This is a genomic window from Pseudomonas sp. S30 (genome assembly GCF_016518545.1).
In the GTDB taxonomy this organism is placed as follows: Bacteria; Pseudomonadota; Gammaproteobacteria; order Pseudomonadales; family Pseudomonadaceae; genus Aquipseudomonas.
In genome coordinates this window covers 158,654-178,061 of record NZ_JACVTO010000010.1, presented here as the reverse complement: position 1 = coordinate 178,061, position 19,408 = coordinate 158,654, and the positions used below count along the sequence as shown (strand labels likewise).

The window sequence follows — 19,408 nt, the reverse complement described above, 5'->3', positions numbered from 1 at the left end:
CCCCGCCATGAGGTGTTCTGTGGTCTTCACCCACAGGAGATCGTCCCATGCCCTTGAGCGACATCCATCCGCACCAGCATTTCCTCGATGCCCATCTGCCCGCCTGGGCCACCACGCTGCATGACGCCCACTGGCAGGCGCTGGCAGGCAGCCTGCGCCCCGCCCAGGGCCTGCCCGGGGAAGAGGCCGACTGGTTCGCCAACGCCGCGCCGGCGTTGCGCGAAACGCTGCTGCACAGCCAGGCCGAGCTTGACCAGGCACGCCACCGGCTAGCGGTCGCGCTCGGCGGTCTGGAGCAACTCGGCGCGTTCGCCGAACGCCGGCTGGAGGAACGCCTGCGCCGCGATCACGGCCTGCACATCCCGGTACGCACCACCGAGCTGATCTGGCTGCACCACCTGTTCACCCACCAGGTCTATGTCACCCATCATGAACGCCGGTCGCTGCTCGAGGCGGCCTTGCACAACTTCCCCGCCAACGTCGAATTCAGTGCCGACAGCGCCCTGGCCCTACGCGGCAACGCCACCCGGCAGGCGATCACGGTGACCGGCACGACGACCCTGGGCGACAGCGACACCGAGGTGCCGATGGAACTGGACTCCGAACGGTTCGACATCGACCCCCTGCCCCTGAGCCCGGCCCAGTTCGCCGCGTCGTGCCACCAGCTCGATCTGGGCGGTCTGTACCAACTGCACCTGGACCAACAGTTCGCCGCGCCAGCGGTGCGGCCAGCCGCCATCGCCCTGTACCAGCACAGCCTGCGCGCGGCCGCCGACCTGGCCTTGCTGTGCCATCGCATTGGCGGCAAGGCTCGCGACGCCGTCCTCGAAGTGATCGCAGGCAACCAGACGGTGACGTGCCGACGACTGGAACTGTTCGGCGTGCCGCTGCACGAGGCCCTGGTGATCGACGCGGGGCAGGCTGGCCTGCTGCTCTACGTGCCCACCCATGAACACAGCCTGCGCGGCCTGGTCGACCTGCCCGCCCTGCAGGCGCGACTGTGCCAGGACCTCGCCGCCCCCGACTTGCGTCGAGCGCTCGCTGCCTGCGTCGACACGCAACAGCGCAGCACCCTGCTCGACCGCGCCCGGCAGAACCTCGACAGCGAGCAGCGCCGAGGCGTCGACGCACCTTGGCAACTGCCCGACGATGCCGATCCCCACCTGCGGCTGCTGGCTATCGAGGGCGCGCTGTTCGATAGCCTGTTCGACGCCCACCTGACCCGCCTCAAGGCCGAAGCACGGCTGCTGGCGGTGCCCAGCGCCGAGGCCGACGAACAGGCTCGGCGTCGACGTCTGGCGCTGTGGGAGGCGCTGGGCATGGATGCGCTGATGGCGGCCAGCTTCTTCGTCCCGGCGGTGGGCGGCCTGATGCTGGGCGTGACAGCCTGTCAGCTGCTCGGCGAAGTCTATGCCGGCTACCAGGCCTGGCGCGTAGGCGACCGCCACCAGGCGCTCGAACATCTGAAGACCACCGGGCTGAACCTGGCGCTGATCGCCGGGCTGGGCGCGGTCGGCGCCGTCGCCGGCAAACTGAGCGGCACACCGCTGATGCAAGCGCTGGTGCCGGTCGATCTGGCCGATGGCAGCCAGCGCCTGTGGCTGCCGGCACTGGCGGAGTACCGCAGCCCCGTGGCGTTGCCCGAGGCACTGGACGCCAACGTCCAGGGTCAGTTCGTCGATCAGGGCCGGCACTTCATTCGTCTCGACGGCCAGCTGTTCGAGCAACGCCTGGACCCTGACCTGCAGCGCTGGCGCATCGTCCACCCGCAGGATCCTCAGGCCTATGCGCCGTTGCTGGAACACAACGGCACCGGGGCCTGGCGAGTCGAGCAGGAGCAGCCGCAGACCTGGGACAGCCTGCAAGGCGTGCGGCGCCTGCATCCGCAGTTCGCTCAGGCGCATAGTGCCGATGTCGACGCGGCCCTGGCGATCACCGGCCTGGACGACGCGGCGCTGCGCCGCCTGCACCTGCAACATCTGTCCACGCCGCCCCTGCTGGGCGACACGCTGGAACGCCTCTCACTGCTGCGTGAAGTGGTCGCCGAGCTGCCCGAAGCGAATGACCAGGACCTGCTGCAAGCCTTTACCGAGCGCTACGCCCGCTGCGATCTGCACGCCGATGCGCAGCGATTGCTCAGTGCCTATCCCGAGCTGGGCCCGCGCCTGGCCCGCCGAGTGCTGGCCTCTGGATTCGCCAACGAGGCTGCTGCATGGCCAGCGCCGCAGGCGCGCCTGGACAGCCTCAGATACGACCTGCCCCTGGTACGCGGGTTGGAGGGGTTGCAGGTACCCCTGCTGGCTGGCGAGGCCACCGAACGCCTGGTGTTCGCCAGCCTGGCGCAGGTGCCTGGCTGGCCGATGGACCTGCGCCTGGAGTTGCGCGCCGCCAGCCCGCAGGGACCGTTGCTGCGCCGTTGCGGCTTGCCGCTGGCGCCACGCTGCGCGCGGGTGATCAAGACCACGGCAGGCTACGAGGCCGACCTGGGAGAGCGCCCGGTAGCGTTGCCCGCCAGCCATGATCCGCTGCCGGCAGTGCTCCAGGCGCTGCCGGCCGACGCGCGCGCGGCACTGGCGCACGCCCAGGTGCAGTCGTTGCGCTCCAGGGTGCTGGCGCTGGTGGATGAATCGCGAGGCCGCTTCAGGCGACGCCTGCTGGCAGACCGCAGCCTGGGCCACAAGGCACCGGGGCGTCTGCTCGGCGGTCTCGACCCGAGCCCCTTGCAGCCCGACGCATTCGCCACTCATTCCCTGCTATCGCGCCTGCGCCGCCTCTACCCGCTGGCCTCCAACGACGATGCCGAGCGGCTGGTACGTCAGTGGCGAACGAACCTGCAGGTGCCGGAGATCGAAGTGGCACGCCTGGAAGCCAGGCTACGCGAACTGCGCGCGCAACTGAGCGCCTGGGCCGGCAGCTCGGTGCCGCGCCAACGGGCCGTGCCACGTCTGATCGACGCGCAACGGGGCCGTTCGATGATCCAGCTGGCAGACGGCACCTCCCGCTACGCGCTGGACCTTTCCAACCTGGGGCTGGACGATCTGGCCCTGTCGACCCTGCAATTGCCTGACGACTTCGCCCACATCAGCGAACTGAACCTCACCGACAGTCCCGCCGTGAGTACCTTGCCAAGCGGCTTCACGCAGGTGTTCACCGGGCTCGAACGCCTGCGACTGCGCAACTGCAGCTTCACCCGTATCCCGCAGGTCGCCCGCCCCGATCGGGTTATCTGGCTGGACCTGGACCGTAATCCGCTGACCTGGAACGCCACGCTGCAAAGCGATCTGGATCGCTACCGCAACCTGCGCGTGCTGGACTTCTCCGACTGCCCGCTGACCCAGGCGCCCGATCTGAGTCGCCACGAACAGATCCGCACCCTCTACATGGACAACTGCCTCTTGCCGACCCTGCCGGTGGGGCTCGAGCGTCTCACCGACCCATTGCTGCTGGACTTCTCGCGCAACCCGCTGGTCAGCCTGCCGGCATTCCAATGGCTACCCGAGGGGGTCGCCGCCGTCATGCGCCTGGAGAGCGACAGCCTCGGCGCCCTCGCGGCCCAGCAGGTGGAGGCCTACCATCACGCCACGGGCATCGACCTGCTGGTGCCCGACAGCGACTATGAAGAACTGCTGGCCGAGGCCGATGACGGTCAGCTGGATGTGTGGGCACGCTTGCCGGTGGCATTCCGCCGCGACCTGCGCAACCTGCTGGAAAGCGACGACTTCCTCGATGCTCTGCCCTACAGCCGCGACGAAGTGTGGAGACGCCTGCAACGGGCCGACCAGGATGTCTACTACCGGCGCCGAATGCTCGCCCAGCCAGCCACCGCGCTGCTCGACCGCCCAATGGACCAGAGCTGATCCCTGCGCCGCTGACCGTCCGACCGGCCAGGGCGGCGGGTCGGTTCGGGCGCGGTACAGGATCATGGGCCACACTGGAAACTTTGCCTCGGCCGGCGCATGCTCGGCTGAAGCGTTTCATCCGATCAGCTCATCGAAGGTGCCGTAGCCCATGACTTCCCTGCTCGATTCGCTTTTTCCTGCTGCACAAGACATTCCCGAAACCTGGCGTCTGGGCGAGCCACTGGAGCAGCGCGACTATCTCGTCGGCGGCGAACTCCGGCGCTGGGACGGGCCGCTGGCCACCGTGCGCAGCCCGGTGTGGCTCAAGGAAGGGGGCCAAGAGCGCCAGGTGGTGCTCGGCAGCGCGCCCTTGCTCGATGCCGAGACCGCACTGCTGGCCCTGGACGCCGCCGTGCAGGCGTACGACAAGGGCCGTGGCGCGTGGCCGAACATGCGGGTGGCCGAGCGCATCCAGCATGTCGAGGCCTTCCTGGCGCGCATGCGCGAGCAACGCCAGGCCGTGGTGAAACTGCTGATGTGGGAGATCGGCAAGAACCTCAAGGACTCGGAGAAGGAGTTCGACCGCACCTGCGACTACATCGTCGACACCATCGAGGCCCTCAAGGCACTGGACCGGCGCTCCAGCCGCTTCGAACTGGAACAGGGCACCCTCGGCCAGATCCGCCGCGCGCCACTGGGCGTCGCCCTGTGCATGGGGCCCTACAACTACCCACTGAACGAAACCTTCACCACGCTGATTCCGGCACTGATCATGGGCAACACGGTGGTGTTCAAGCCAGCCAAGTTCGGCGTGCTGCTGATTCGCCCGCTGCTCGAAGCCTTCCGCGACAGTTTCCCGCCTGGGGTGATCAACGTCATCTACGGCCGCGGCCGCGAAACGGTCAGTGCGTTGATGGCCAGTGGCAAGGTCGACCTGTTCGCCTTCATCGGCACCCACAAGGCCGCCAGCGACCTGAAGAAACTCCACCCCCGTCCGCACCGCCTGCGGGCAGCACTGGGGCTGGATGCGAAGAACCCCGGCATCGTCCTGCCCCAGGTGGACCTGGACAATGCCGTCGACGAGGCGCTCACCGGCGCCCTGTCGTTCAATGGCCAGCGGTGCACGGCGCTGAAGATCCTGTTCGTGCACGAGGATGTGGTCCAGCCATTCCTGGAGAAATTCCAGCACAAGCTCGCCGCGTTGCGACCCGGCATGCCGTGGACGCCCGGCGTGGCGCTGACACCGCTGCCCGAGCCGGGCAAGGTCGACTACCTCCAGGGGCTGGTCAGCGATGCCCAGGCCCACGGGGCAGAAGTGATCAACCCGGGCGGCGGCCAGCACCGTGGCTCGTTCTTCTACCCGGCGCTGCTGTATCCGGTCTCGCCCGCGATGCGCGTGTATCACGAGGAACAGTTCGGCCCGGTCGTCCCGGTGGTGCCTTACCGTGACCTGCAGACGGTGATCGACTATGTGCTGGACTCCGACTACGGCCAGCAACTGAGCCTGTTCGGCAACGACCCGCAGACCATCGGCCAACTGGTCGACACCTTCGCCAACCAGGTCGGGCGCATCAACCTCAACGCCCAGTGCCAGCGCGGGCCGGACACCTACCCGTTCAACGGCCGCAAGAACAGCGCCGAGGGCACGCTGTCGGTGCACGATGCCCTGCGGGTGTTCTCGATCCGCACGCTGGTGGCCGCGAAGTTCCAGGAGGCCAACAAGACCTTGATCAGCGAGATCATCCGCAACCGCCAGAGCAGCTTCCTGACCACCGACTACATTTTCTGAACCCAGCGCGCAGCGCCGCGCTTGCAGCCGCTCGCGCGCCGCTCCATGCTTGCCACTCAAGGCATGGAGCGGTGCAATGCGAATCATCGAAAAGAACGGGGCCACGGTGCGCACCCTGACGGGCGCCGAAGAGGAAATGCTGGCGGCCTTCGTGGCCGGCACGCTCGCCGGGCCTCGTGTGCTGCAGGCCAACCAGTGGCTGATGAAGGTGCGCAGCGCCAACCACTGGCTGGGCTGCGATTGCCGCCGCGAAGCCATGCCCATTCTCAACGTCAGCCTCAACGGCAACACTGGCACGCTGTTCCTGCGCAACAACCCCGACACCGCCGAACACGCAGCGGGCTGTGCGTTCAGCAAGGACGAGCGCGCCAGCCCTGCCAACACCGACTCGCAGGCCGCGCCGGCCGCCTGGCTCGCCCCCGATACACCGTTGCGCCTGCTGGGCGATTTCCGCCCCAGCGAGGCCGCCGCTGCGGGTGGCAGTGGCGAAAGCACCCAGCGCCGCACGCAATCGCGCCTGCTGTCGCTGCTGCTGAGCTGGATCGAGGCCAGCGGCCTGAACTTCTACGCCACGCACCTGAAGAAAGACCTCAGCGCCCAGTTCGCCGAACTCAGGGCGGTCGCCGCGCGCTACCCCTTGCTCGAGCGCGTGCCGGCGAGCAACTACCTGCAAACCCGGCTGGACATGAAGCACATGATGATGCTCAAGACGCGCCTGCGCGAGTCCAGTGCATTCGGCGAGCATCGCCGCCACGGCCTGCTGCTCGACTGCGTCGAGCGCATCGAGGGACGCAAGGTGGTCACTGCACGCAACGAAGAGGGGTTCGACTTCCAGGGCCATCATCTGCTGTGGGGCGGCAGCCGTACCAGCGGACCCTTGCTGGCCCTGGCGCTCTACTCGCCCGCCACCTCAGGCAGCCATTTCTACGAACTGATCCACATCGCCAGCGTGCCGGTGCTGTCACGCGCTCACCTGTTCCCGGTGTACCGCGACGAGGAACGCGAGCCGCTGAAAGCCCTGGTGTCGCTGATCGACTGGATGGCGGGCAAAGGGGTGAAGGTGCAGATGCGCCGGCCGGTGATCGGCGCAGAGGTCATGGACGAACTGGTGCTGACCTCAGATCAGGACCGCGTGCTGTCGGTATCGCTGCTGGAGGAGCCCGTGGGGCCGGAACCCGAGGTCGAGCATTTCAAGCGCTATGCCGACTTCAAGAGCCCGGAGACCTTCCGCAAGTTCGTGGCCGGGTTCTTCATGCGCGAGCGATGAGCACAGGGGCGGCGAAGCGGCCCCTGTACCGTCGAGGCACGTCGTCGAAGCGCTAGAACGCCGCCACGAAGATCGCCTCGATCTCAGCCTGGCTGGCACTGCGCGGATTGGTCAGCCCGCAGGCATCCTTCAGCGCATTGCTCGCCAGCACCGGTACGTCTTCACGCTTGGCCCCCAGGGCCTGCAGGCCGGCCGGAATACCCACATCTGCGGCCAGCGCTTCGATGGCCGAAACGGCCGCCGCGGCGCCCTGCTCTTCGCTCAGGCCGCAGACCTTGATGCCCATCGCCTTGGCCACGTCACGCAGGCGCGCAGCACTCACCTGGGCATTGAAACGCTGCACGTGAGGCAGCAGCACGGCATTGCAGACGCCGTGGGGCAGGTCATAGTAGCCACCGAGCTGGTGGGCCATGGCGTGTACGTAACCCAGCGAGGCGTTGTTGAAGGCCATGCCGGCGAGGAACTGAGCATAGGCCATGTTTTCCCGGGCTTGCAGGTCCTGGCCGTCGTTCACCGCCTGACGCAGATTGTCGCTGATCAGGGTCACGGCCTTCAGCGCGCAGGCATCGGTGATCGGCGTGGCGGCGGTGGACACGTAGGCTTCGATGGCGTGGGTCAGTGCGTCCATGCCGGTGGCGGCGGTCAGGCCCTTGGGCATGCCGACCATCAGCGCCGGGTCGTTGACCGACAACAGCGGCGTCACATTGCGGTCGACGATGGCCATTTTCACGTGGCGCGCTTCGTCGGTGATGATGCAGAAGCGGGTCATCTCGCTGGCGGTGCCGGCGGTGGTGTTGATGGCGATCAACGGCAGTTGCGGCTTGGCCGAACGGTCGACGCCCTCGTAATCGCGGATGTGCCCGCCGTTGGTGGCGCACAGCGCGATGCCCTTGGCGCAGTCGTGGGGCGAGCCGCCGCCCAGTGACACCACGCAATCACAGCGCTCGCGCTGCAACAGGGCCAGGCCCGCCTCGACGTTGGCGATGCTGGGGTTGGGCTTGGCGCCGTCGAAGATCGCCGAGTCGATGTCACGCTCGGCCAGCAGGCCGGCGATGCGCGAGGCCACGCCGGCCTTGGCCAGCCCCGCGTCGGTGACGATCAATGCCTTGCGCAGGCCGTAGCCGGCGATGGCGGTCATGGCCTCGTCCAGGCAATCCAGGCCCATGATGTTCACCGCAGGAATGAAAAAAGTGCTGCTCACGGGCGAGATCCTCTCAGGTTGTTGTCTGTCTGCTGGCGAGCATCACGCCCTTTGCCAGGGCGGATGTTGATCCAGAGCAACGCGCTGTGACTGCCGGGTCGATACGGGACCCAGCGGCGATGAACGGCCTGGTTCAACCGAGGAACAGGCGGTAGGCCGGGTTGTCCGTTTCATCCCAGTAGTCGTAGCCCATCGCCTGGAGCGCCTCGGGCAGGCCGTCGTGTTCGTCCTGCGGCACTTGCAGCCCTACCAACACGCGGGCCTGAGCGGCGCCATGGTTGCGGTAATGGAACAGGCTGATGTTCCAGCGCCGGCCCAGGCGTTCGAGAAAGCCCAGCAAGGCGCCGGGGCGCTCGGGAAACTCGAAGCGCAGCACGCGCTCGTCGGCCAGGGGCGCGGCGTGACCGCCCACCGTGTGGCGCACGTGCAGCTTGGCCAGCTCGTTGTCGGTGAGGTCGACGACCTCGTAGCCCTGCCCGACCAGGCTGTCGAGCAGCGCCGAGCGCGACGCGTGCTGCGGATGGGTCTGCACGCCGACGAACAGTCGCGCCGGCTTGTCGGGCTGATAGCGGTAGTTGAATTCGGTGACCTGGCGCCGACCCAGCGCCTGACAGAACGCGCGAAAACTCCCGGGACGCTCAGGCACGGTGACGGCGATCACCGCCTCGCGCTGCTCGCCCAGCTCGGCGCGCTCGGCCACATGGCGCAGCCGGTCGAAATTGATGTTGGCGCCGGAATCGATCGCCACCAGGGTCTGCCCCTGCACGCCTTCGCGCCTCACGTACTGCTTGATCCCCGCCACGGCCAGGGCGCCGGCAGGCTCGGTGATCGAACGGGTGTCGTCGTAGATGTCCTTGATCGCGGCGCACAGTTCGTCGCTGCTCACGCTGATCACCTCGTCGACGAAATGCCGGCACAGCTCGAAGCAGTGGGCGCCCACCTGAGCCACCGCGACGCCATCGGCGAAACTGCCGACCTGCGGCAGCACCACGCGCTCGCCGGCCGCCAGGGCCGCTTGCAGGCAGTTGGCATCGTGGGGTTCGACACCGATCACCTTGACCTGCGGTCGCAGGTACTTCACGTAGGCGGCGATGCCGGCGATCAGGCCGCCGCCGCCGACCGGCACGAAGATCGCGTCCAGCGCTCCGGGCTGCTGGCGCAGGATTTCCATGGCCACGGTGCCCTGGCCCGCGATCACGTCCGGATCGTCGAACGGCGGCACGAAGGTCTGACAGTGCTGCTCGGCCAGGTGCAGCGCATGGGCCAGGGCGTGCGGGAAGCTGTCGCCGTGCAGCACCACCTCGCCACCCCGCGCACGGACCCCGGCGATCTTCAGTTCCGGCGTGGTGGTGGGCATGACGATGGTCGCCAGCATGCCCAGGTGCGCGGCGGCCAGGGCGACGCCCTGGGCATGATTGCCGGCCGAGGCGGTGATCACGCCTCGCTCGCGCTGGGCCTGGGACAGGCGCGACAGCCGCGTGTAGGCGCCACGGATCTTGAAGGAGAACGTCGGCTGCAGGTCCTCGCGCTTGAGCAGCACCTGGTTGCCCAGCCGGGCGGACAAGGCTGGGGCCAGTTGCAGCGGGGTTTCGATGGCCAGGTCGTATACCGGGGCCGCGAGGATGCGCCGCACCTGCTCGCCGAGCAACTGCTGGGGCGTGAGTGCACGACGGGGAAAGACGTTCAGTTGGCTCATCGAAGACTCCGTGGGTCATGGGGTGTACCCGGAGTCGAGAAGAAAAAACCCGCCTCCAGGGCGGGTTTGGTGCCAGTGCGCGCTAGCCCGCCAATCCGATGATGGCGGTAATAATGATCAGGCCGAAGGTGCGCGCTGGCAGGGAGGTATTCATGGGTTGGAAACTTAGCTCGGTCGCTGCCACGAAGTCAACAGCGCGCTGCGGGTTGCTGGGCCGAAAGCGGCACATCGAACACTTTGTCGAAAGCCCACTGGAACACGAAGGCGTAGACGAAGAAGAACACGAACAACGCCAGGTTGGTGAGCAACGCGCTCCACAGGCTGATTTCCAGCCAGTAGGCGACCAGCGGCAACAGCAACAGCACCAGCCCGCCTTCGAAACCCAGGGCATGCAGCAAGCGCCGCAGCCAGGTCCGCTCGCGTCGCGCCTGGCGCGATTCCCAACGTTCGAACGCCCAGTTGTAGCCCATGTTCCAGCTAAGCGCGATGCCGGACATCAGTACCGACAGCAGCGTCGAGTGGGCCATGCCGGCATCGAACATCAGGGCCAGCGCAGGCGCCACGCAGGCGACCGCGAAGATTTCGTAGAGAATGGCCTGAACGACCTTGCGAGCCTTGCCTTGCACGGGGCGCTCCTTGGCGAACCTGGGCAAGGACGGTACCCCGCTTCAGGCCTGCGTTCAAGGGGCTGGGCGCCCTACTGCTCGGTGTCCTGCACCGCCGCCGAGCGTTCGGCAGGCTCCGGCGCGCCCAGGGCCTGGCTGAAAAAGGCGGCGGTTTCGTTGTGCAGGCTGCGGTGCACTTCGCGGCGGTCGACGCCCTCGCCGTCCTTGCACAGCGGCCCCAGCCGTTGGCGCTGCTCCTCATCGCACGGCGCCATGAAGACGAAATGACCAGCGCCGGCGAGCAGGCGATAATCGGGAGTGACCGGCAGCTTGCGCGCCAGCGCGCTGGCATTGCGCTCCACCGCCAGCAACTGGTCCTGATCACCGCTGTAGATCAGTGCGGGGACCTGCACCCCGGCCAAGGCATGGCGACCGAACAGCAGGCCCAGCGGCGCCATGAGCATCACCGCACCCACCCGCTCATCAGCCTGGGGCGCCAGTTCGCTGCGGTCGGCGATCAGCACGCCGTGGGTCTTGCAGGCATCGGCGTCCATGGGCCGTTCCACGCAATAATTACGCAACCGGTCCAGATCCGGTCGAGCACCGGAGAGGATCAAGGCGGTCTCCCCACCGGCCGAATAGCCGATCACGCCGACCTTGCCCGGATTGAGATAGGGGCTCAGCAGCCTGTCGGCCCGCGCCGCGCTGATCGCCGCGCTGACCTGCAGGGGACGCCCGTAGAGGTTGCTGAGGGTGCCCAGGCGGCTATGGTCACGCAGGTTGTCGCCCGGATGGGTGACCGCCACCACGACGAACCCCTGGCGCGCCAGCGAGGTGGCCAGGTCGTGCAGCGCCACGGGCGTGCCGGTATTGCCATGGGACATTACCAGCAAGGGGAACTGCCCCATGGCCACCGGCGCCTCGTCGGCGACGCGCAGGGTGTAGCCATCGAGACGGGTCGATCGGGCTGCCGCGCTGCTGGGATAGAACACCAGCGCCTGCATGGGCTGGGCATCGACCGGATCGGTGAGCGCCAGGCGGTGCAAACCGGCCTGCCACGGGGCAGCCTCGGCGCGGGTCAACAGGCCGCCGAGCAGAATGAGGGTCAGCAGGGCTCGCGTTTTCATGACCCGCAACGCTCCCTTCGCATGGACGAGTCACCCAAGCATAGAAGCCGCTGGGCGCGGGCAGATGAAAACTGCATGAAAAAGCCGGCTGTCGTGGGAAACGACAGCCGGCGAGTCACATCGGCCTGGATCAGGCCGCGAACTGCGCCTGAGCGATCTGCGCCTGAGCGGCGGCGATGGCCGAACTGCGTTGCTCGGGGCCATAGGCCAGGCCCTCGGCACGCACGATCTGCAGGTCGGTGATGCCGATGAAGCCAAGGAACACCTTGAGGAATTCTTCATGACCCACGCCGGTCGGCTGACCCTGGTGCACGCCGCCAGCAGTGGACACCAGCACCACTTTCTTGCCGCCGCACAGGCCTTCGGGACCGGCTTCGGTGTAACGGAAGGTCTTGCCGGCGACGCAGACACGGTCGATCCAGGCCTTGAGCTGAGTCGGAACGCTGAAGTTGTACATCGGCGCGCCGATCACCACGGCGTCGGCTGCCAGGAACTCGGCCAGGGTTTCGGCGCTCAGGCGTGCTTCATGGGCCTGGGCGGCATCACGCGCCTGCTCGGCGGTGCCAGCGGCGAGCAAGGTGGCGGCGGAGAAATGGCTGAAGGCATCGGCGGCGAGGTCGCGGTAGGTCACTTCCACGCTCGGGTCAGCGGCCTTCCAGGCTTCGACCACTTCGCGGCTCAACTGACGGGAGGCAGAGTTGTCGCCCAGGATGCTCGAGTCGATGTGCAGCAGTTTCATGCAATTCTCCTGTGAATGACGACCGCGCGTGAGCGATCAATGCAGAGGATGCTACACAACGCGTCAACAGGTGAATAGGCGATGAAAGCGCGCTGGTTCGTCCTACTGGTGAGACAATCCACACCCCCGGACGCCGTCGATCCTGCACCTCCCATCGTTTTGCTCGGTGTCTGCCGCTGCCGAGGGCTTCACGCGGTGTCGGCTGCCGCCCGCGCGGCGATCAGGCTGCCTGGCGGGGGCAGACGACGGAAGTAGTCATCCACCCCGGCGAAGATCGCCTCGGCGATCCGGCGCTGATGGCGCGTGTCGTGCAGGCGCCGACAATCCCCAACATTGGAGATGAACCCGGTTTCCACCAGGATCGACGGTACCGCTGCGGACTTGAGCACCGCAAAACCCGCCTGCTCCACCTTCGCCTGGTGCAGGCTGGCCACGTCACCCAGTTGCGCCAGTACCGAATGGCCGAGGTCCAGGCTGGTGGAAATGGTCGCATTCATCGACATGTCCAGCAGCACACCGGCGACCATCGCGTCGCTCTGCTCGAGCCCGACGGGCAGGCCGCCCCCCAGCGCATCGGCGCCATTCTCCCGGTCGGCCAGCCAGCGTGCCATCGACGAGCTGGCGCCGGCCTGGGACAAGGCGAAGACCGAGGCGCCGGAAGCGGTCAGCCTGGGCGCAGCATCGGCGTGCACCGACACGAACAGGTCGGCGTTCAGGCGTTGCGCCACTTGTGCGCGCTTGCGCAACGGAATGAACACATCGGAGGTGCGTACCAGCTTGGCTTTGTAGCCCTTCTGCGCGTTCACTCGCCGGGCCAGCAAGGTGGCGATCTGCAACGCGACGATTTTCTCCTGCTCGCCCTTGGCACCCACCGCGCCGGGATCCTTGCCGCCATGCCCGGCGTCGATCACCACCAGCAGGTCTCGCCCCGCCCCGCCGCTGGCACGCGCTGGCGGCACACGCACCACGCCGGCAGCCGCGACCGCCGGCAAAGCGTCGGCCAGTTGCACTTCGAGCCGGGTGCCGCCCGGTGGGGTCGGGCGCAGCACGGCGCGAACGCCCGGCCTGTCCAGGTCCATGACGATCCTCAGATCACCCGTGGGGGTGATGCCGCTGCGTATCCCGGTGACCGGCGTGCCGTCCAGCACCACCCCGCTCAACGAGGTCTGCAGCACGGCTCGAGGCAGGTCCAGCACCACCCTGGGCGGGCGCTCCAGGCTGAAGCTGTTGGCCAGCACCGGGCCTGTGAAGTCGAACACCAAGGTGGTGACGCCCCCCGCCCTGTCCACGCTCACCCGCCGCACGGCCTGGGCGGCATGGACCGTCATCGAAGCCGGCAACGCCAGACCGGCCACGATGAATTTCAGCACACTGCGTCTTTGCACGTTGTTCCCTCCAACGCGGGACCGCTGATCAGTGATCGAAGGCCTGGGCCAGCAACCGGGTGTTGTAGTCCATCATTTTCAGGTAGGTCGGCACCGGTCCGTTTTCATCGGAAAGCGATTCGGGGTACAGCGCCCCGCCGGCCACCGCGCCGGTGGCCCGGGCGATCTGCTGCACGAGCCGCGCATCGTTGGAGTTCTCGATGAAATACACCTTGATGTGCTCCTGGCGAATCTGTTCGATGAGCGAGGCTACCTGTGCGGCGCTGGCTTCGGTCTCGGTGGACAGGCCCAGTGGCGACAGGAAGGTCACGCCATACTCCGCGGCGTAGTAGCCGAACGCATCGTGGCTGGTGAGCACCTTGCGTCGTGCCGGCGGCACCTGGGCGAATTGGCGGTGAATACGTTGGTTGAGGGCGTCGAGCTGCGCCAGGTAACGCTGAGCGTTGGCGTGGAAGGTCGGCGCCTGGGCCGGATCCGCCGCGCTCAAGGCCGTTTCGATGCGCATCACCCAGTGCTTGACGTTCGACGCGCTGTTCCACACATGAGGATCGGTGACGGTCTTGCCCGCTTCGCTCAGGGTGTGGGTGTCGAGGCCGTCGGACACCACCACCGCAGCCGTGCCGGCGCCCGCTGCACGCACCAGCTTCTCGAACCAGCTTTCCAGGCCCAGGCCGCTGACGAAGGTCACGTCCGCGTTCTTCAACGCCTGCGCATCCTTGGGCGAAGGTTCGAAATCATGGGGATCGCCATTGGCCGGCACGAGACTGGTGACGTTCACCTGCTCGCCGCCGACGTTCTTCACCACGTCGGCCAGCACGGTGAAGCTGGCGACCACCTGCAAGGGCCGCGCGGACGCAGGCAAGGCGAAACACAGCCAACCGAGGGCACCGATCAGGACGGGCAAGAACCGAGCATGTCGCATACTGTCTCCTTATTGTCGTCGAACGGGCAGAACCGGGCGCACCCCTCGCCACGCCACGCCCTGCGGTCCGAACAGCAGGGCGAGCACGTAGAGCGAACTGTTGACCAGGATGATGGTGGGGCCGGAGGCGACGCTCAGGTGGTAGGACACCAGCAAGCCCACATAACCGGAGAGGGCGGCGCTGGCGGCTGCGATCAGCAGCATCACCGGCAGTCGCCGGGACAGCAATTGAGCCACGGCCGCCGGCAGCATCATCATGCCCACGGCCATGAGCGTGCCCAGGGTCTGGAAGCCGGCCACCAGGTTCAGCACCACCAACAGCAGGAACACCAGGTGATACAGCGTCCCTCGCCCGCCCACGGCGCGCAGGAACCCCGGGTCGATGCACTCCACGATCAGCGGCCGGTAGATGAGCGCGAGCGCCAGCAGGGTGACCGTAGTGATCCCTCCCACCAGCCACAGCGCCGCGTGATCGATCGCCAGAATGGTGCCGAACAGCACGTGCAGCAAGTCGATGTTCGAGCCGCGCAGCGACACGATCATCACCCCCAACGCCAGGGACGTGAGATAGAAACTGGCGAAGCTGGCGTCCTCCTTGAGCGAAGTGACGCGACTGACCACGCCCGACAGCAGCGCCACGCTCAAGCCGGCGACCAGGCCACCCAGCCCCATGGCCGGCAACGACAAGCCCCCCGCGATGACGAAACCGATCGCGGCCCCCGGCAGCACCGCGTGGCTCATGGCATCGCCCACCAGGCTCATGCGCCTGAGCATCAGCAACACCCCGACCGGGCCGGCGCTCGCCCCGACCGCCAGCGTGGCGACCAGCGCGCGGCGCATGAAGCCGAAGTCCACGAACGGCGCGACGAGCACTGCCCAGAGGCTCATGACGCCTGGCACTCGCCGACGGTGCAGGCGCTCCAGTCCTGTGCCAGCGCACGGGCTTCGTTCAGGTTCTGCGCGGTCAGCACCTGCCGGGTCGGCCCCCAGGCCACCACCCGGTGGGCGAGCAACAGGGTCTGGGGAAACAGCGCGTGGATCTGCTCCAGGTCGTGCAGCACCGCGATGACCGTACGACCTGCACGGTGCCACGTCTCGATGACCTGGGTCAGATCGTCCACCGTGCGCGAGTCGAGCGCCGTGAACGGTTCGTCGAGCACGATGACCTGGGCATTCTGGACCAGCAGCCGGGCGAACAGTACCCGCTGGAACTGGCCCACGGACAAGGCCCCGATCGGACGGCCCTGCATCCCGGCCAGGCCGACCTCGTGCAGGGCATGGTGCACGGCCTCGATCATCGCCGCGGACAGCCCGCCCAGCACGCCCATGCGTTTCCAGGCGCCCAGGCACACCACGTCGGCGACGCTGATGGGAAAGCTGCGGTCGATCGCCGAGGCCTGGGGCAGGTAGCCGATGTCGGCCCTGCGCACACTGCCCAGCTCGACCCGACCCGAAGCGCCGACCTCGCCCATCAACGCCTTGAGCAGCGTCGACTTGCCTGCGCCGTTGGGCCCGGCGATCGCGGTCAGGCTGCCAGGCTCGAACCTGCCCGTCACCCCGACCAGCGCGGGTGAGTCGCCATAGTGGACCGACAGATCGTGCAGGGAAATCGCCGCACCCTTCATGGCAGGGATACCGCCCATCCGATCGCCACCCACAGCGGAACGAGCAGCAGCGCCACGCCCACCAGGCGCAGCCACGCCGACGTGGCCAGGAGCGAATTGAACGAGTTTTCAGACATGGACAACATCACTTCGAAAGTCGTAATTGATACAATATAACGTAATGTAAAATTGAAAGCGTGAACATGACCGATTTTTCATCTGCCCCTCGCCTGTCGACGCACAGGCAGCAACACAGCGCCTGAGGCGACCCGGTCCGGCGCGACGAACGTGGGATTCCTACACAAGCTTTTGTACAGTGCAGGTGTAAGCGAGCCGCTGACGCCCCGCTAACAGCCCATTGCGTCAGTCGTATCCAGTATCCAGCCAGGAAAGATCGACCCGCGCAGATGCAAGACCTCAACGACCTGTTCTATTTCGCCCGCGTGGTCGAAGCCGGCGGATTCGCCGCTGCCGGCCGGCAGCTGGGCATTCCCAAATCGCGCCTGTCGCGGCGCATCGCCGAGCTCGAGGCGCGCCTGGGCACACGCCTGTTGCAGCGCACCACCCGGCAACTGAAGCTGACCGCCGTCGGCGAGCGCTACCTGCATCATTGCCAGGCGATGCTGCTCGAAGCCGAGATGGCCGACGAGGCCGTGGCCAGCATGAGCAGCGAGCCGCGCGGGCGCTTGCGGGTGTCCTCGCCGGTGGCGCTGGCCCACGCTTTCCTGCCGCCGGTGATCAACCGCTTCCTCACCCAGTACCCGCAGGTGCAACTGGACATGGTGCTGGTCAATCGCCGCGTCGACCTGATCGCCGAAGGCATCGACGTGGCCTTGCGCGTACGCGATCTGGGCGACGAGGACCCTGCCCTGGCCACCCGCCGCTTGCGTCAGGCACGCATGCACCTGGTGGCCGCCCCCGGTTTCGCCGAGGGCCTGGAGCACCCGTCGCAGTTGCAGGGTCTACCGGTGCTGGGAGCGGCCGAAGCGGACCGGCTGGTGCATTTTCGTCTGCTCGGCCCCGGCGGCCAGGTACAGGAGATCGCCCTGGAGCCGCGCCTGGCGATCGACGACTTCATCGTGCGCAAGGCCTCGGCCTGCGCCGGACTGGGTTTCACCGCGCTGCCGAGCATGTACTGCGAGGACGAACTGGCGCGCAGCGAACTGGTGCCGCTATTACCGCAATGGTCGCTGCCTGGGGGCTATCTGCAGGCGGTCTACCCACATCGACGCGGCGTCCTGCCCGCCGTGCGGGTATGGATCGATCATCTGGCGGCCTCGTTCGAGGCCTGTGGAGAGCGTTATGTCTGAGCGTGCGATGAGCGCCGAACAGGCGGCAGCCTTCTGCCTGAGCCTGCCGGGGGCGCAGGAGGACTACAAATGGGGCGGTATCCGGGTGTTCTCGGTGGCGGGCAGCAAGATGTTCGCCGTGCAGGACCTGGCCGGCGCCGGGCTCTCGTTCAAGGTCGATGACCTACTGTTTCTGGGCTACTGCGACCGTCCCGGCGTGCGGCCGGCACCCTACCTGGCTCGGGCCAGGTGGATCAGCGTGCAGCCGCCCTACGCCCTGGCCGCGGATGAGCTGCGCGAACTGCTGCGGCGCTCGCACCAGCTGGTGGTGCGACGCCTGCCCAAGCGGCTCCAGGTGGGGCTGCTGCTCGACTGACGCGAACACGCCAGGGCGGGCTCAGTGCCAGGCGCCAGCCGAGCCGCTGAACCACAGGGAGTAGATCCAGAATGCCTGGTGCAGCACGACGATGAGCCAGAACACCACCTGGTAGGCGACCTTCCGGGTCTTGTGGCGAAACAGTTGCTGGGCCAGCAGCGCGCCGGGCCAGCCGCCGACCAGCTCGGCGACATGCAGCACCTTTTCCGGCGTGCGCCAGGCCTGTGCGCGAGCCTGGCGCTTGTCCTGCCAGTACAACAGCAGGCACCCCAGGCTGGCCAGCGGATACAACGCCAGCGGCAGCCAGGAACGACCGGTCCAGGCCATGGACGCCGCCCCCATGCCCGGAATCAGGCACAGCCCCAGCAGCACCAGCAACTTCTGGCGCAGGTAGCGCACCCCGCCGCTGGCCTGGCCTGGACTGCCCACGGCCTTGTCCCGCGTCATCCGGCGTGCGCCGTCGCCCAGTCGACCCAGCCGAACTGCCAGGTGGCCAGGATCAACAGGCCGAAGGCGATGCGGTACCAGGCGAACACGGCATAGCTGTGATTGGCGATGAACTTGAGCAGCGCGCGCACCGCGATCATGGCGAAGATGAACGACACCACGAAACCGATGGCGAACACCGGCAGGTCGGCCGGCTGGAACAGGTCGCGGTACTTGTAGCCCGAATACACCGCTGCACCGACCATGGTGGGCATGGCCAGAAAGAACGAGAACTCGGTGGCCGCCTTGCGCGACAGGCCGAACAGCAGGCCGCCGATGATGGTCGAGCCCGACCGCGAGGTGCCTGGAATCATTGCCAGACACTGCACCAGGCCGACCTTCAGGGCGTGGCTCCAGTGCATGTCGTCGACGTGATCGACGCTCACACGGTGATCGCGCTTCTCGGCCCAGAGCATGATGACGCCACCGACCACCAGCGCGACCGCCACGGTGATGGGGTTGAACAGGTATTCGTGAATCAGGTCGGCGAACAGCACCCCCAGCACCACGGCCGGCATGAAGGCGATCAGCAGGTTGGCGGTGAAGCGCCGGGCCCTGGGCTGCGTCGGCAGGCCGTGCACCACCTGGAAGATCTTGCTGCGAAACTCCCACACCACCGCCAGGATCGCACCCAGCTGAATGATGATGTTGAAGGCCATGGCCCGCTCGCCACCGAAATCGATCAGGTCGGCCACGATGATCTGGTGACCGGTGCTGGAGATCGGCAGGAACTCGGTCAGCCCCTCGACGATACCCAGAATGATTGCCTGAAAGGCACTCCAAAAATCCATCAACGCCCCCAAAAATGGACACCGCTCATGGTCGGCATCCTAGTTTTTTTCCATTACAGATCGGCGCCGCCCGCGCGGCGTCGCTGTTTTACAGCGTCCGTTGGTCTCGACGCCAGCGAAAAAGTTCGCGCAGGCTAAAGGTTTCATCTTGCGCGGCCGAGATCCTATCAGAGACCTGCGCGCAGGCGCGCGCGGGATGCAACAAGGATGTCGAAATCGGTCTCTAGTGTGGTGTATCACAAGTAAACGCTATAAATGCCGGCGCTTTTCACGCTCATGCGGCGTTGCCGCT

At 67.0% G+C, this 19,408-nt stretch carries 16 protein-coding genes; 5 read left to right on the top strand and 11 right to left on the bottom strand.

The annotated features are described in order from the left end of the window. Positions 1 to 47 precede the first annotated feature (47 nt). The 3 genes from IAE34_RS13575 (at position 48) to IAE34_RS13565 (ending at position 6,895) form a co-directional block, all read left to right on the top strand. A complete protein-coding gene (locus IAE34_RS13575) occupies positions 48 to 3,857 on the top strand; it encodes a leucine-rich repeat domain-containing protein (protein WP_200139470.1) in 3,810 nt (1,269 codons plus the stop codon). Between the two features lie 151 nt (positions 3,858 to 4,008). Next, positions 4,009 to 5,628 carry an NADP-dependent glyceraldehyde-3-phosphate dehydrogenase gene (locus IAE34_RS13570; protein WP_200139469.1) on the top strand — a complete coding sequence of 540 codons (1,620 nt, stop codon included), beginning with the start codon at positions 4,009 to 4,011 and terminating at the stop codon, positions 5,626 to 5,628. 76 nt (positions 5,629 to 5,704) lie between these two features. Then, positions 5,705 to 6,895 carry a hypothetical protein gene (locus tag IAE34_RS13565; protein ID WP_200139468.1) on the top strand — a complete coding sequence of 397 codons (1,191 nt, stop codon included), beginning with the start codon at positions 5,705 to 5,707 and terminating at the stop codon, positions 6,893 to 6,895. Positions 6,896 to 6,947: 52 nt separating this feature from the next. Here IAE34_RS13565 and yiaY read toward each other — a convergent pair whose 3' ends face one another. The 9 genes from yiaY to IAE34_RS13520 all read right to left on the bottom strand — a co-directional run bounded on the left by yiaY (position 6,948) and on the right by IAE34_RS13520 (position 16,213). After that, positions 6,948 to 8,096, bottom strand: a complete 1,149-nt coding sequence (gene yiaY / locus IAE34_RS13560; protein WP_200139467.1) for an L-threonine dehydrogenase — start codon at positions 8,094 to 8,096, stop codon at positions 6,948 to 6,950. 133 nt (positions 8,097 to 8,229) lie between these two features. Beyond that, positions 8,230 to 9,792, bottom strand: a complete 1,563-nt coding sequence (ilvA, locus tag IAE34_RS13555; RefSeq protein ID WP_200139466.1) for a threonine ammonia-lyase, biosynthetic — start codon at positions 9,790 to 9,792, stop codon at positions 8,230 to 8,232. A 188-nt stretch (positions 9,793 to 9,980) separates the two neighbouring features. Continuing rightward, the gene (locus IAE34_RS13550; RefSeq protein WP_200139465.1) at positions 9,981 to 10,418 is read right to left on the bottom strand and encodes a PACE efflux transporter; all 438 of its coding nucleotides are present in this window, start codon (positions 10,416 to 10,418) and stop codon (positions 9,981 to 9,983) included. Positions 10,419 to 10,489: 71 nt separating this feature from the next. Continuing rightward, on the bottom strand, positions 10,490 to 11,524 hold the full coding sequence (locus tag IAE34_RS13545; RefSeq protein WP_200139464.1) for an alpha/beta hydrolase family protein: 1,035 nt from the start codon (positions 11,522 to 11,524) through the stop codon (positions 10,490 to 10,492). Positions 11,525 to 11,654: 130 nt separating this feature from the next. Continuing rightward, positions 11,655 to 12,263 (bottom strand): FMN-dependent NADH-azoreductase, encoded by a 609-nt coding sequence (locus IAE34_RS13540; protein ID WP_200139463.1) that lies wholly within the window; start codon positions 12,261 to 12,263, stop codon positions 11,655 to 11,657. A 188-nt stretch (positions 12,264 to 12,451) separates the two neighbouring features. Continuing rightward, entirely contained in the window at positions 12,452 to 13,648 is a 1,197-nt protein-coding gene (locus IAE34_RS13535; RefSeq protein ID WP_325100994.1) for an N-acetylmuramoyl-L-alanine amidase, read from the bottom strand. 28 nt (positions 13,649 to 13,676) lie between these two features. Next, positions 13,677 to 14,570 (bottom strand): metal ABC transporter substrate-binding protein, encoded by an 894-nt coding sequence (locus IAE34_RS13530; protein WP_200139462.1) that lies wholly within the window; start codon positions 14,568 to 14,570, stop codon positions 13,677 to 13,679. A gap of 9 nt (positions 14,571 to 14,579) precedes the next feature. Then, a complete protein-coding gene (locus IAE34_RS13525) occupies positions 14,580 to 15,458 on the bottom strand; it encodes a metal ABC transporter permease (protein ID WP_200139461.1) in 879 nt (292 codons plus the stop codon). Beyond that, complete coding sequence (locus IAE34_RS13520; protein WP_200139460.1) at positions 15,455 to 16,213, bottom strand: metal ABC transporter ATP-binding protein; 759 nt, start codon at positions 16,211 to 16,213, stop codon at positions 15,455 to 15,457. The genes IAE34_RS13525 and IAE34_RS13520 overlap by 4 nt, the downstream gene beginning before the upstream one ends. 368 nt (positions 16,214 to 16,581) lie before the next feature. On the opposite strand from IAE34_RS13520, the gene IAE34_RS13515 reads away from it, so the two are divergent. After that, positions 16,582 to 17,484: a LysR substrate-binding domain-containing protein gene (locus IAE34_RS13515; RefSeq protein ID WP_200139459.1), complete on the top strand. Its 903-nt coding sequence runs from the start codon at positions 16,582 to 16,584 to the stop codon at positions 17,482 to 17,484. Further along, positions 17,477 to 17,839 carry an MmcQ/YjbR family DNA-binding protein gene (locus IAE34_RS13510; RefSeq protein WP_200139458.1) on the top strand — a complete coding sequence of 121 codons (363 nt, stop codon included), beginning with the start codon at positions 17,477 to 17,479 and terminating at the stop codon, positions 17,837 to 17,839. The genes IAE34_RS13515 and IAE34_RS13510 overlap by 8 nt, the downstream gene beginning before the upstream one ends. A 21-nt stretch (positions 17,840 to 17,860) precedes the next feature. Here IAE34_RS13510 and IAE34_RS13505 read toward each other — a convergent pair whose 3' ends face one another. Both IAE34_RS13505 and IAE34_RS13500 read right to left on the bottom strand, forming a co-directional pair. Beyond that, on the bottom strand, positions 17,861 to 18,286 hold the full coding sequence (locus tag IAE34_RS13505; protein WP_200139457.1) for a DUF1294 domain-containing protein: 426 nt from the start codon (positions 18,284 to 18,286) through the stop codon (positions 17,861 to 17,863). Next, on the bottom strand, positions 18,283 to 19,116 hold the full coding sequence (locus IAE34_RS13500; RefSeq protein ID WP_200139456.1) for an undecaprenyl-diphosphate phosphatase: 834 nt from the start codon (positions 19,114 to 19,116) through the stop codon (positions 18,283 to 18,285). The genes IAE34_RS13505 and IAE34_RS13500 overlap by 4 nt, the downstream gene beginning before the upstream one ends. Positions 19,117 to 19,408 lie beyond the last annotated feature (292 nt).